The sequence below is a fragment of the Shewanella sp. SM69 genome (assembly GCF_025653985.1).
GTDB lineage: Bacteria > Pseudomonadota > Gammaproteobacteria > Enterobacterales > Shewanellaceae > Shewanella > Shewanella oncorhynchi.
In genome coordinates, this window is the sequence record NZ_JAKKRV010000028.1 from 1 (window position 1) to 12804 (window position 12804).

Consider the following 12804-nt stretch of genomic DNA (forward strand, 5'->3'; position numbering starts at 1 on the left):
TGCTATGACAATTGATTTGATGATGAGACAGTCAGACTGATCTACTGAAAACCTTAGCTCGCCATAGGCTCATAATGAAGCCGCAAGGATGATAAGGACAGTAGAAGCAGATATCCATCAGGGCCAGAGGCATACCTCAATAACAGGCCGAATATATGGGTGCAATGAACTCTTCTCATAATCGCTATCGAATGTCTTGCAAACCGGATGGGTCCATATATGGCGAGCTAGCTTTCGCAGGTGCAGGGACGCATCCTTCGGAAGCGATAGCAAATTTGTCAATGAGCACAAGGGGCTTTCAACTCCGTTGGGGGCGTCATGGAGCATCCAAGGAGGATAGGACGAGCAGTCTTCCTTGGTCGGGTGTGGGGTGAAACCCCACGACGTTGACTTTGACTTTGATTAAATAATTCAAACAAGAGTTGGGACAAAATCCCGCTTGCCAAAAACCTACACGAGATTACGAATTTCAACAGATAGATCAGCAGTGGAGCTCTGCCCCAAACCCCTTCTCGATGAGAATAACTTTAGGTAGCGGCGGATCGCGGTTAGAATACTCACCCTGTTTTTCTTGGTTACTTTTTCGGAAACAATAATGTCCCATTCAGCGCTTAATTCTTTTGATGATTTTTACCAGCTTTTGGCTGACAGCTTGGCGAAGAATAGTCTGATCAAACTATTGTTGAGTAAGTACCGAGGGGCAGATAAAAGCCTGCAGCGCATTACGATTCGACCGATCAGTTTGCAGAATGAACCTGTGCTATCGTTTGTGTATCAGCATCAGACGAATCACATCACAAAAAACCTGAGTTATGACGAAGGGTTAGCCAGCATAAAACTGTTACTCGGTAGCGATTTTAAGAGCGCCCACTTAGCCACGGCGCAGGCAGAAGTTCAGCTTGAGATCAGCAAAAAAGGCAAAGTCCAAATCAGCACACATAACGTTAAACAAACCGTAGCTGCGCCGTTAGAACATGACCGTGAGAAAAAACGTTTTGTGGATATCGAACGTCCCTTCCTGACCAAGCTAGGGGTGACGGACAGCCAACATAATCTTATTCCTGCGATGTCGCGTAAATGGAAGCAAATTAATAAGTTTATTGAGGTTTTTAGCCAAGCGCTCGAAGCCTCACCCCACAAGAATGATCAACCAATCAATGTGGTCGATTTTGGTTCAGGTAAAGGTTATCTCACCTTTGCAATCCATGATTACCTTCGCCACAGCCTTCACAATGATGCGCAGGTGACTGGGGTGGAATTACGCCAAGCCTTGGCCGATTTATGTAATGAAACGGCGGCAACGCTGGATCATCAAGGATTGTCGTTTGTCTGCGGCGATGTGAGAACCCATGCGCCTAAACAAACCGATGTGATGATTGCGCTGCACGCCTGCGATATCGCCACTGACTATGCGATTCATTATGGTATTCGCGCCAATGCCGACATCATCATGTGTTCGCCTTGCTGCCATAAACAAATTCGCCCGCAGATGCACAGCCCAGAGTTGTTCAAACCTATGCTGCAATATGGAGTGCACATGGGCCAACAGGCTGAAATGGTGACGGATTCATTACGTGCGCTATTTTTGGAAGCCAATGGTTATGCGACTAAGGTGTTTGAATTTATCAGCCTAGAACATACCAATAAAAATAAGATGATTTTGGCCGTTAAAAAGCCACAACACAATCAGAAAGACAGCGCCGCAATACTCGCGCAAATTGCTGACATTAAAGCCTATTATGGTATCAAGGAACACTGCTTAGAAACCTTACTCGCGCAAAACCAAGCCGATTAACGGCCGGCGGTTTACTGGCAAAGCATTAAAACTTTGCGCTCATGACAACCCCGTTGAAATTGAGGCAATCTTTAATTCTTTGCTGCTGAACCGCGCTAAGGGTGTCGATATCGTGAAAGGCAAACTCTGAATGTTCGTGGCTTAATTGGATCGGCAATGGCTCACCTTCTGCCCCATTTTTTGCCACATCAGACCCATCAGGCCCATCAGGCAATAGCAGTTCACAACGAAAAATAAAGGCTTGGGATTGATAGGCGCTGTGATAATACACGCCGCTCAAATAGTTAACCTGCACACCTAAGCCTAATTCCTCTTGGCATTCGCGCACCAAGGCCTCGTGAATCGTTTCACCGGGCTCAAGTGCGCCACCGGGCAAACCCCAAGCAAAATTACCGTAATTGGCCTTAAGCAACAGCACTTGTCCCTGCGCATTAGTGATAACCGCGTGGCTGCTCAATCTAAAGGTATCGTTAAAGGCCACTCAGTTATCCTTACATTTCTGTTCGGTACGTATTTGAGATATCAGACTAAATCACTTCGCCGAAAAAGTATTACAACTGGCGAGATTTCCCGAATCAAACCCTATCTTAAACCATTTAACCCGCTGCGCCGAACTGCCATGGGTAAAAGCATCGGGCTGTACGGCGCGACCCGCCATCTTTTGCAGACGATCGTCACCCACAGCACTGGCGGCGGCAATACCTTCCGCTAAATCACCCGCTTCAAGTAAATTAAGTTGTTGATTGGCATAATGCCCCCAAATCCCCGCGTAACAATCTGCCTGTAATTCAAGCGCGACACTCAATTGATTCGCCTGCACTTTACTGCCAGATTGCTGGGCTTGGCGCACCTTAGTGCTCGTGCCCAGCAGGTTTTGCACATGGTGGCCTACCTCGTGGGCAATCACATAGGCAAAGGCAAAATCACCGGCCGCGCCTAAGGTTTTAAGCTCATCAAGAAAGCTAAGATCGATATACACCTTGCTATCGGCGGGGCAATAGAAAGGCCCAGACTGCGCCTGTCCCATACCGCAGCCAGTGGAGGTCATATTGCGATAAAGCACTAACTTAGGCTCTCGATATTGCCCTTTGAGTAACTGGCCCCAAACGGTTTCTGTGGTGCCTAAAATGGCCGCCACAAACTGGGCATTTTCATCCTGTACCGCTGTTGTTGAACTAGATTGAGCTTGGCTAAGATGAGATTGAGTATTTGGGTCGAGTGACAGACCACCGGTAAAATACTGAAAAGCAATATAAATGCCGCCGATGAGCAACACCACACGACCAAGTTTAGTTCTCAGTAAAAAGGGCAAGAACCTGAGTAACAAGGCACTCGGCACACCCGCAGATGCCATTTGCTGGCCGCGTCTGTCTTCGATATTGGAGCTTCTGTCAGTGTCACGCCAGCGCATCGCATTCCTTCACTCTGTAGTTAAAACTTTCATTAAACCGCTATTAAAGTCGCTTAGATGCACAGCTCTATTTCGTATTTGCACTCTAGCGCCTAGTGCTTAAGAGTCTAGTGATTATTTCGCTTGTGTATCGCTTGTGGGCGCGTCTTTCAGTGAACGTAAAAACAATCCTAAACCACCAAAGGCCAAAACGAGGATCACGATAAGTTCAAAGGCCGACATAGATTTAAAGTGGAATTGAATCGAGCTGATAACCCCTACAATCAAGGCCGTTAGCGAACCTAAACTCAGCAGCCAAGCTAACTTACTCTTAGCGTCAAAAAACACCATCACAATGCCGATAATAAACGGTAGCATCACCATGCCAGTGGTGATCGACATGCCTTGCCCAAAGGCATTTACTCGATATAAACCATAGCCCAGTCCAAAACTAGAGCTCACTTGTATTGCATTGAACAATAAATAAAATCCACCACACATCATGGCAAGACCCATAAAAAATTGTCCCGTCCCGCCCTGTGTTCCGCCCGCACCTTTCATAGATATCCTTTCTACATTAACGATTTTTGAGTGGCTTGTTCTATGGCCATTTTCAGCCGTTGCTTTTCTTCTACTGCTTTTACTTTTGCATACTGATAACGGCTTTTATCCGCCTCATTAACACAGCGCTGTTTATCTCGCATAGGCTCATAAGATTCAACACAGGTTCTTGCACCACAGACTCATTCGGTGCAGGCAGATGTCAGCACAGTAAAGAACAAGAGCAGCATAATCAAAGGGAATTTCACCATCAAGCACGCCTCAGTGAATGACCCAAATAACACACCTCATTCATAGGTAACGCCCATATTGCCAATCACACATTTTTGCTAAGTGATATCAAGCTTATTCAGGCCCCATGTTGACATAAATTACGCTAAGGCCAACACTCAATGATGAATTTTTATACGCATGAACGACGACACTAAAGTGGATTAGATACACAGTGGCTTAAATAAGGATGCTGCAACGATTCCAATATAAGCCCTACCGTTAACATAAGGAATGCCTTTGAATACGCTATTAATAGGAAAAGGTGAACAACAGGTTCACTTAAATCTTAAGTATGCCAATCGCCATGGGTTAATTGCCGGTGCCACAGGGACAGGCAAAACCGTGTCGCTGATGAGTATTGCCGAAGGTTTTTCACGCCAAGGCGTGCCGGTTTTTATCACAGACGTTAAAGGCGATATCTCGGGTCTAGCGATGGCGGGCACCCCAAGTGAAAAGCTATTACAAAGGGCAACTCAAATTGGCATTGAAGATTATCACAACGAAGCCACCCCTGTAGTGTTATGGGATTTAGCGGGCGTTCAAGGCCATCCACTGCGTACCACCATCAGCGAAATGGGCCCAACCTTACTCGGCCGAATTTTAGAATTGAATGACACCCAGAGCGGTATTTTAGACATAGTCTTTCAACTAGCGGACGACCAAGGGTTATTACTGCTCGACTTAGATGATCTGCGGGCCATGCTGGCCTTAGTTGCCGAGGAACGCAAAGAAATCTCCGCCAAATATGGTTTAATCAGCGCCCAATCCCTCGCAGCGATACAACGCTCGGTACTAGGATTAGAGCGCGATGGTGGCAAAGACTTTTTTGGTGAACCCGCGTTACAGCTTGAAGATTTAATGCGCACTAATTTGCAAGGACGCGGCATTATCAATTTATTAGCAGCAAACAAACTGATTTTAACACCCCGTTTATATTCAAGTTTTTTACTCTGGCTACTCTCAGAATTATTTGAGAATCTGCCCGAAGTCGGCGATCCCGAAAAACCTAAGTTAGTGTTTTTTATCGATGAGGCGCATTTACTCTTTGAGGGTTGCCCACCGAGTCTATTAAAACGCGTTGAACAGATCATGCGCCTAATTCGCTCAAAAGGCGTAGGCGTTTATTTTTGCTCGCAATTTCCTGATGATGTCCCAATCGAAATTCTCGGACAATTAGGTAATCGTATTCAACATGCCCTGCGAGCTTACACGCCAAGGGATCAAAAGGCCGTTAAAACCGCCGCCGAAACCTTTGTGCCTAACCCCAAACTGGTTGTTAGCGACGTCATATCCCAGCTCGCTGTAGGTGAAGCCTTAGTGTCTATGTTAGCCGACAAAGGCGTGCCAACTATGGTCGAGCGCGCGCTCATCGCACCGCCACGTTGCCGCATGGGACCCGCCACAAGTGAGGAGTTACAACAAGTCCGCGCCCAAAGCCCGATTGGAGGTAAATACGATCAGTTAATCAACCGCGAATCGGCCTACGAACGCCTTAACCAAAGACGAGTTGGTAACGCCACCAGCGACACCACAACCACAGCAAGTGATGCTCAAACGGGCCAAAAAGCCGAAGAACAAGGTTGGTTCAGTGAACTCATTTTTGGCAATAAGCGCCGCCAAGGGTTAGCTGAAACCTTGTCAAAACAAGCGGCACGCACGGTTGGAAGCCAATTAGGTAAACAAATTTTGCGCGGTATATTAGGTGGCATGTTAGGTAAATCGAGCCGACGTTAGGCATATGGTACTTAGTTAAGCCTCCAATTAGGGCCCACTAAAACCACAAACACTGACGAAAATAGAGGTACTGTGTCCTTGTTTGCATATTTCTTATACAGGTTAACGCTAGCATTAGCATTAATTATTCTAAGTGATAGATGGATCATGGTACGGAATTCGGTGATAAGATTATTTTGCTGTAATCGCTCATTGAGGCAAATAAATTCACAGATAATTATCAATGATTTTAGATATTTGTAATTTAAAATGTTGTAATTCGAGATAAAAATTTCGCTTCAATCAGGACGTCATGGAATAGGTTCAATTAAGTACGGCTTACATGATTAGCCTGATGAATAACCAAAGAGTACATGGAGTTTTATATGAGTAAAGAGCAAAAAAACCGTAAAGAATCGAAGAAACAACCGCTGATGTCTCCTAAAGAGAAAAGAGCAGCAAAACATGCGAAAAACGCAACTAAAGGTTTCTTAGATAACACTAAATAGTGTCTTGTTATTAGGAGGTTTGTCCTCTAATAACACAAATAGGGTTAACTTAGGTTAGCCCTTTTTATTGCCCGCTTCATTGAACCAACCAAGTTTTACCTCACAATACAACCTTGCTCAAAACAGTCTCAGATCTCAGTTTTATGATACAAAAGTAGCAGCTATCGACTATAGCCTAATTGACCTTTTTCAGGTTTTATGTAGTTATATTGAGCTGATTACGGTATTTCCCGCTCGAAAGACCCTACATAACACTATAAAAAATAAGGATATTTCATAATGAAAATCAAAAAACGTTTTGTCGCCGTCGGCGCAGCAGTGACCCTCACACTCAGTGCTGCCGCTATGGCTGCTGCCCCCGCCTTTATCAACATTCTCACAGGCGGCACCAGTGGTGTGTATTACCCTATTGGCGTTGCGCTGTCGCAACTCTACGGCACAGGAATCGAAGGTTCTAAAACCTCAGTTCAAGCAACTAAAGCCTCAGTAGAAAACCTCAATTTATTGCAAGCGGGTCGTGGTGAATTAGCGCTCGCGCTAGGTGATTCAGTCGCAGCAGCATATCAAGGTGATATTGATGCAGGCTTTAAAACGCCGCTGGATAAAATCCGAGTACTTGCCTCGGCTTATCCTAACTACATTCAAATCGTCGCCAATAAAGAGTCTGGCATTAAAACCTTGGCTGATTTAAAGGGAAAACGCATCTCAGTGGGTGCCCCTAAATCAGGGACAGAACTCAATGCCAGATCGATTTTCAAGGCTGCGGGACTAAGTTACGAAGACATGGGGAAAGTCGAGTTTTTACCCTATGCCGAATCCGTTGAGCTAATCAAAAATCGTCAATTAGACGCCACTTTACAATCTTCCGGTCTCGGCATGGCTGCTATCCGTGACTTAGCTGCGACTATGGCAATCAACTTTGTTGAAATTCCAGAAGATGTGATCGCTAAGATTAACAATCCCGCCTATCAACATGGCGTGATCCCAGCATCGACCTATGAAGGCCAAACCACCGACGTTTCTACCGTCGCCATTCAAAATTTACTGGTGACTCAAAGCGGTGTATCGGATGATTTAGTCTATCAGATGACAAAACTCATGTTCGAGCACTTAGACCGACTCGGTAACGCGCACTCCGCCGCGAAGACCATCAGCGTAGATAAAGCGACGAAAAATCTGCCAATTCCACTGCACCCAGGTGCAGAACGTTATTACAAAGAAGTTGGTGCACTCTAAGTTTTACTGATATCTGTGCATCCTATTCCAAACTAAGCAATTGAGATGCCGTTAAATAACGGCATCTCGTTTATATCATCTCTGTAGTCTAATGCTGTGAGGCATAATATGAGTGATCCCCAACAAGGTCTCAGCGCAAATACTGGCGATTGGCCCAAGGCTCTATTTTATACAGCCCTAATTTTTTCTATTTTTCAAATCATCACTGCCGCTTTTCATCCCGTCTCGACTCAAGTACTGCGTGCCACCCATGTGGGCTTTTTACTGTTAGTGGTTTTTTTAAGTTATCCCGCTAGAGGAAAATCTCAGCCTTGGCAGCCACTCGCTTGGCTACTCGGTCTAGCTGGTATGGCCACAGCGGCTTATCAGTGGTATTTCGAAGCCGACTTAATTCAACGTTCAGGCGATCTGACCGATGCGGATATAGTGATAGGTATCACTTTGATCGTATTAGTGTTTGAAGCAGCGCGCCGAGTCATGGGCTGGGCGCTACCGATCATCTGTAGCATCTTTTTGATGTATGGCTTATTTGGCCAGTATTTACCCGGTGACTTAATGCACCGCGGCTATGGATTCGATCAGATCATCAATCAATTAGCCTTCGGTACCGAAGGGCTATACGGCACACCAACCTATGTATCGGCGACGTATATATTCCTGTTTATTCTCTTCGGCTCCTTTTTAGAACAAGCCGGAATGATCCGTTTATTTACCGACTTTGCCATGGGATTATTTGGCCACAAGCTCGGTGGTCCAGCAAAAGTTGCGGTAGTGTCATCGGCATTGATGGGGACGATTACAGGATCAGGTGTTGCCAACGTGGTCACAACGGGCCAATTTACCATTCCACTCATGAAACGATTCGGTTATCGCCCAGCCTTCGCCGGCGGGGTAGAGGCAACATCGAGTATGGGCAGCCAAATCATGCCGCCGATCATGGGCGCAGTGGCCTTTATCATGGCCGAAACCATTAACGTCCCCTTTATCGAGATAGCCAAAGCGGCATTGATCCCTGCGCTACTTTATTTCTGCTCCGTATTTTGGATGGTGCATTTAGAAGCCAAACGCGCCAATCTCTGTGGCCTGCCTAAAGATCAGTGCCCTAATCCATGGGCGGCAATTAAAGAGCGTTGGTATCTCCTTATCCCCTTGTTTATTTTAGTCTACTTGCTGTTTTCGGGTAGAACGCCGCTGTTCTCAGGCATGGTAGGACTCGCCCTCACATCGATAGTAATTTTAGGCTCAGCCATAGTACTGCGACTTTCCTCAATGGCGATGCGGATTGCCTTTTGGATTGCCCTTGGCATCCTATGCGCAGGCTTCTTCCAACTCGGGATCGGGGTCGTATTTGGGGTTATCGCCTTATTAGTCGCCATTTGTTGGTTTATTAAAGGCGGCAGAGATACTCTTACCATCTGCTTGCATGCACTGGTAGAAGGCGCCCGTCATGCCGTGCCTGTGGGTATCGCCTGTGCTTTAGTCGGTGTGATTATCGGCATAGTGTCACTGACAGGAATTGCCTCGACCTTCGCGAGCTATATTCTTGCCGTTGGCCAAGATAACTTGTTCTTATCACTCGTGTTAACTATGGTCACTTGCCTAGTGCTCGGCATGGGGATCCCCACCATCCCTAACTACATTATTACTAGCTCGATTGCCGCTCCCGCATTACTAGACCTCGGTGTGCCACTGATTGTGTCGCATATGTTTGTATTTTATTTCGGCATCATGGCCGATCTCACGCCTCCCGTTGCCTTAGCCTGTTTTGCCGCAGCACCAATCGCGAAGGAATCAGGCCTTAAGATCAGCCTTTGGGCAATCCGTATCGCCATTGCAGGTTTTGTGATCCCCTTTATGGCGGTTTACGATCCCGCTTTGATGCTTCAAGGTGATAGCTGGTTAGCCACTGGGTTTGTATTGCTAAAAGCGACTGTGGGTATTGGTATTTGGGGCGTCATCTTTACCGGATATCTATTACAAAAACTCTACTGGTGGGAACGCGTTATCGGCTTCCTTGCAGGTGCTAGCTTAATTCTTGCTACGCCGTTGAGTGATGAAATTGGCTTTGGGCTCGCGCTGCTATTTATCGTGCAACACAGCTGGCGAGCACGCAAACTCAAACGTCTCGCAGAGCAAGGATAAGCTTTTGAGATTATTGGTCGTTAATCAGTCTTTGAAGGTAAACAGATGCTAGGCCTGTGTTTAGGCCTAGCGGGCACACTGTGGGCCCAAGTGCCCACAGACAACTTCACCTTGGCATGGAACCATAGCATAGAAAAAATTCGCTGGGAGGAAGACTATAACGTCACCCCACAAGGATTAGTGTTGGTCGAAGCAAGAGTGAAAGGTACGGGTGCAGGAATGGAAATCCCAGATGATGCTTATTTTAAAAATGGCAGCTGGCATTATCAGCCCAAGCTGCCCATTTTGCCTGTGTTGCGCTTAGGTCGCACGCCCGAAGCAGGGGATTTTGAACTTTGCTTCACTCAAATCTCAGGAAAAGTGCAATGCCAAGCCATGAGTCATTGGATTGGCGTACCCAACAAACAAACAGCCGCGGTTGAACTTTGGGGTTGCGGCTTTTCAAATGTCACGCCAATTGATGTTCGCTAGGCAAGTTAAGGGATAGTAATCATCTGCTTACTGATAAAAACAATATCCATGCTTTCCTTGGTGTTTCACGCGATACATGGCGGCATCCGCGCGATCACAACTCTCGGCAAAACTATCACCATAGCCAAATATATCAATACCGATACTCAGGCCTACCTCTACTTCACAACCTTCTAGCAGGAATTTATCTCGATAAACATCGAGCAATGATTGTGCGAGCGCCCCTAAAGATTCACGATCAAATGACGGCAGTAATATCACAAACTCGTCACCCCCTAACCGTGCGATCTGCGCAAATTCACCTGCATGAGATACCAAAGTATGCGCAACGTGCATCAACAGGCTGTCACCAAACTTATGGCCGTGACGGTCATTTAACGCTTTAAAACCATCAAGGTCGATAAAAAATAACGCACCGTGAATACCTGGTTGCGAGGATTCATCGAATACTTTGGCAATAGCTTGGCGATTCATTAAGTTGGTGAGTGGATCACTGTGGGCTAAACGGGCTAAATCTATTTCGTAGCGCTTTTCTTGAGTAATATCGATATGGCTGCCCATCATTCGCAATGGTGTTCCATCAGCTAAGCGCTCGACAATACGCCCACGATCGGACACCCAGGTTATGCTGCCATCTTTGTGTAGCATTCTGTGAACTGCTTGATAGTAATCGGCTTGACCATTCACATGATCTTCAAAGGCTTTTATCACCCATTCTTTATCTTCGGGGTGTAATTTACTTTTCCAGATATCAACATGGGCAGCAAACTCTTCAGGACTAAACCCGAGCATTTCGCCCCAGCGCATGTTAAATATGGTTAAATTTCCGCTTGGAATATGCTGTTCCCATAGACATAAACCATTACCATCGAGGGCCGCAAAGAGTTTTTCTTCGGCACGATAATTCAACGCTGCTAAATGAGCGTTTTCACTTTTTAGCTGAGCGATCTCAGCCTGAAGTTGCGCAATTAACTCTGCTGCAGTATCCAAAGCCACGACAAATCTCTTTCCTTTAAGTGGGAAAATTGAGTCCAGTGTAAATCACCCAATGCCGAAGAAACATAGCGAGGAGTGCAAAATGAGCCAGAATCATATTGGCTCAATCGAGCTTACACAGACTCTCGCAGTCCTGTCACGCTTAATCGCGAGTCAGCACTTCGAGCAATTCGATCTCAAAGGTAAGATCAGAATTTGGTTTGATATGAGCCCCCACTTGGCGCTCGCCATAGGCTAAGTGAGCTGGGACTAACAACTTACGTTTGCCACCCACTTTCATCCCCATAATACCTTGATCCCAGCCTTTAATGACTCGGCCAGTACCAATTACACATTGAAACGCCTGACCACGGTCATAGGATGAATCGAATTGGGTACCATCCTGCAAAAATCCACGATATTGGGTGGTGATCAGTGCGCCTTTTACCGCTTCTTTTCCTTCGCCCACTTGCAGATCGATTACTTCTAATTCAGTCATATCTTCATTCTCTTTTCTTGTTCGCACTTAGGGCGTGATATTCAACTTTGCGCAGGATTTTATCACCGACGAGCGGGCTTGTCGGCGCAATCTAAACATTTCTGCAGCTCGGTTCACTTCTTTATCCTTAATAATAAGGTCATCATGGGCGATAACATCATCACTCGCTCTTTAAATTACTGTCGGTTAGCCCAATATATAAGTCGTATAAACGTTTTATTTTGGAGCTTTGCCATGATTATTGCCTGCCCCCATTGCGATACGTTAAACCGCGTTCCCGATGAGCGTTTAAACCAACAACCCACTTGCGGTAAATGTAAGCTCAGTGTCTTTACGGCTGCGCCAATTGAACTCAATAGCGCAAACTTTGCCAACCATGCTAATAAATCAGAGCTTCCCCTAGTCGTTGACTTTTGGGCCAGCTGGTGTGGGCCCTGTAAAAGTTTTGCGCCCATATTTTCTGCAGCAGCTAAAACTTGGGAGCCTCAATTTCGCTTCGGTAAAATCAATACTGAAGAACAGCAAGCCCTCGCGGCTCAATTTAATATTCGATCTATTCCAACCTTAATGATTTTTAAACAAAGCCACATACTCGCCCAGCAAGCCGGAGCTTTGCCCTCCTCAGCGTTTAACCAATGGTTAAATGCCTATAAATAAGAGGATTGAGCTAAGATACAACCGCTCAGCCGAGCTAATTTGTAAAGGTAACGAAAATTGAAAAAAGCAATGTTCTTACTGGGCGCAGTGCTCTTGCTAGTGGTGACAGGATGGGGTTTACAACAACATCTCACAATTGATACTTGTCTCGACAAGGGAGGGACTTGGAACGATGAAACTCAGCAATGCATTCGTCCATTCAAGCAAGGGATAGCCTTTACTCGCAGTGATCATAATTCTGCCGAGCCACAGACAGCTTATGTTTATCTTTCAGAGAATTTACAGCAAGCAGAAGTGTTTTTTGCCATAACAGATAAGCCTATTATTTTACAAGCCGTTACTGTCACGGAAGGCGATACCGCTCCCGTATTATATAAAAATGACATTGAACAGATTGATATCATCAACGTAAAAGAAATCTTTTATCTACGTTATCAACATCAAGCAATTTATAGCGCAAATACTTTTAGTCGCAACTTAACCTCAAATTAAGTGCAAAACATAAGCATAGAGTAAGCTTCGAAACACTAAGCCCAAAAACTCGGTACGACTCAGCTAAAAACAAAATCAGTATCCGCCCTAT

Annotated in this window: 14 protein-coding genes; 8 read left to right on the forward strand and 6 right to left on the reverse strand. The window is 45.7% G+C overall.

Annotated features, from left to right (window positions below):
• Nucleotides 1–595 precede the first annotated feature (595 nt).
• A complete protein-coding gene (locus tag L5M37_RS22740; RefSeq protein WP_263201869.1) occupies nt 596–1795 on the forward strand; it encodes a class I SAM-dependent methyltransferase in 1200 nt (399 codons plus the stop codon).
• Between the two features lie 25 nt (nt 1796–1820).
• On the opposite strand, the gene L5M37_RS22745 is transcribed toward L5M37_RS22740, so the two are convergent.
• The 4 genes from L5M37_RS22745 to L5M37_RS22760 form a co-directional block, all read right to left on the reverse strand.
• A complete protein-coding gene (locus L5M37_RS22745; protein ID WP_263201870.1) occupies nt 1821–2276 on the reverse strand; it encodes an NUDIX hydrolase in 456 nt (151 codons plus the stop codon).
• Between the two features lie 51 nt (nt 2277–2327).
• Nucleotides 2328–3206 (reverse strand): neutral zinc metallopeptidase, encoded by an 879-nt coding sequence (locus L5M37_RS22750; RefSeq protein WP_263201871.1) that lies wholly within the window; start codon nt 3204–3206, stop codon nt 2328–2330.
• Nucleotides 3207–3320: 114 nt separating this feature from the next.
• Nucleotides 3321–3746, reverse strand: a complete 426-nt coding sequence (locus tag L5M37_RS22755) for a hypothetical protein (RefSeq protein WP_006084327.1) — start codon at nt 3744–3746, stop codon at nt 3321–3323.
• An 11-nt stretch (nt 3747–3757) separates the two neighbouring features.
• A complete protein-coding gene (locus L5M37_RS22760) occupies nt 3758–3889 on the reverse strand; it encodes a hypothetical protein (RefSeq protein WP_263201872.1) in 132 nt (43 codons plus the stop codon).
• 367 nt (nt 3890–4256) lie between these two features.
• Here L5M37_RS22760 and L5M37_RS22765 point away from each other — a divergent pair, with 367 nt between their 5' ends.
• From L5M37_RS22765 to L5M37_RS22785, 5 genes are all read left to right on the forward strand, one after another.
• Complete coding sequence (locus tag L5M37_RS22765) at nt 4257–5753, forward strand: DUF853 domain-containing protein (RefSeq protein ID WP_263201873.1); 1497 nt, start codon at nt 4257–4259, stop codon at nt 5751–5753.
• Between the two features lie 365 nt (nt 5754–6118).
• Nucleotides 6119–6241: a hypothetical protein gene (locus L5M37_RS22770; RefSeq protein ID WP_105250371.1), complete on the forward strand. Its 123-nt coding sequence runs from the start codon at nt 6119–6121 to the stop codon at nt 6239–6241.
• A gap of 279 nt (nt 6242–6520) precedes the next feature.
• Entirely contained in the window at nt 6521–7477 is a 957-nt protein-coding gene (locus L5M37_RS22775; protein ID WP_263201874.1) for a TAXI family TRAP transporter solute-binding subunit, read from the forward strand.
• A 108-nt stretch (nt 7478–7585) separates the two neighbouring features.
• On the forward strand, nt 7586–9619 hold the full coding sequence (locus L5M37_RS22780; RefSeq protein ID WP_131524216.1) for a TRAP transporter permease: 2034 nt from the start codon (nt 7586–7588) through the stop codon (nt 9617–9619).
• Nucleotides 9620–9664: 45 nt separating this feature from the next.
• On the forward strand, nt 9665–10090 hold the full coding sequence (locus L5M37_RS22785; RefSeq protein ID WP_263201875.1) for a DUF1850 domain-containing protein: 426 nt from the start codon (nt 9665–9667) through the stop codon (nt 10088–10090).
• 27 nt (nt 10091–10117) lie between these two features.
• On the opposite strand, the gene L5M37_RS22790 is transcribed toward L5M37_RS22785, so the two are convergent.
• On the reverse strand, nt 10118–11086 hold the full coding sequence (locus L5M37_RS22790) for a sensor domain-containing diguanylate cyclase (RefSeq protein WP_263201876.1): 969 nt from the start codon (nt 11084–11086) through the stop codon (nt 10118–10120).
• A 142-nt stretch (nt 11087–11228) separates the two neighbouring features.
• Nucleotides 11229–11564, reverse strand: coding sequence for an FKBP-type peptidyl-prolyl cis-trans isomerase (locus tag L5M37_RS22795; RefSeq protein ID WP_011845636.1), 336 nt, complete (start codon nt 11562–11564; stop codon nt 11229–11231).
• A 234-nt stretch (nt 11565–11798) separates the two neighbouring features.
• Here L5M37_RS22795 and trxC point away from each other — a divergent pair, with 234 nt between their 5' ends.
• Together trxC and L5M37_RS22805 are read left to right on the forward strand one after the other, a co-directional pair.
• Nucleotides 11799–12221, forward strand: a complete 423-nt coding sequence (trxC, locus tag L5M37_RS22800; RefSeq protein ID WP_263201877.1) for a thioredoxin TrxC — start codon at nt 11799–11801, stop codon at nt 12219–12221.
• Nucleotides 12222–12278: 57 nt separating this feature from the next.
• Nucleotides 12279–12713, forward strand: coding sequence for a hypothetical protein (locus L5M37_RS22805; protein WP_263201878.1), 435 nt, complete (start codon nt 12279–12281; stop codon nt 12711–12713).
• Nucleotides 12714–12804: the final 91 nt, after the last annotated feature.

Excerpts from the sequence above, each read along its gene's own strand:
- L5M37_RS22740 (WP_263201869.1), top strand. The coding sequence starts at position 596 with ATGTCCCATTCAGCGCTTAATTCTTTTGATGATTTTTACCAGCTTTTG.
- L5M37_RS22750 (WP_263201871.1), bottom strand. The coding sequence starts at position 3,206 with ATGCGCTGGCGTGACACTGACAGAAGCTCCAATATCGAAGACAGACGC.
- L5M37_RS22755 (WP_006084327.1), bottom strand. The coding sequence starts at position 3,746 with ATGAAAGGTGCGGGCGGAACACAGGGCGGGACGGGACAATTTTTTATG.
- L5M37_RS22760 (WP_263201872.1), bottom strand. The coding sequence starts at position 3,889 with ATGCGAGATAAACAGCGCTGTGTTAATGAGGCGGATAAAAGCCGTTAT.
- L5M37_RS22770 (WP_105250371.1), top strand. The coding sequence starts at position 6,119 with ATGAGTAAAGAGCAAAAAAACCGTAAAGAATCGAAGAAACAACCGCTG.
- L5M37_RS22775 (WP_263201874.1), top strand. The coding sequence starts at position 6,521 with ATGAAAATCAAAAAACGTTTTGTCGCCGTCGGCGCAGCAGTGACCCTC.
- L5M37_RS22780 (WP_131524216.1), top strand. The coding sequence starts at position 7,586 with ATGAGTGATCCCCAACAAGGTCTCAGCGCAAATACTGGCGATTGGCCC.
- L5M37_RS22785 (WP_263201875.1), top strand. The coding sequence starts at position 9,665 with ATGCTAGGCCTGTGTTTAGGCCTAGCGGGCACACTGTGGGCCCAAGTG.
- L5M37_RS22795 (WP_011845636.1), bottom strand. The coding sequence starts at position 11,564 with ATGACTGAATTAGAAGTAATCGATCTGCAAGTGGGCGAAGGAAAAGAA.
- trxC (WP_263201877.1), top strand. The coding sequence starts at position 11,799 with ATGATTATTGCCTGCCCCCATTGCGATACGTTAAACCGCGTTCCCGAT.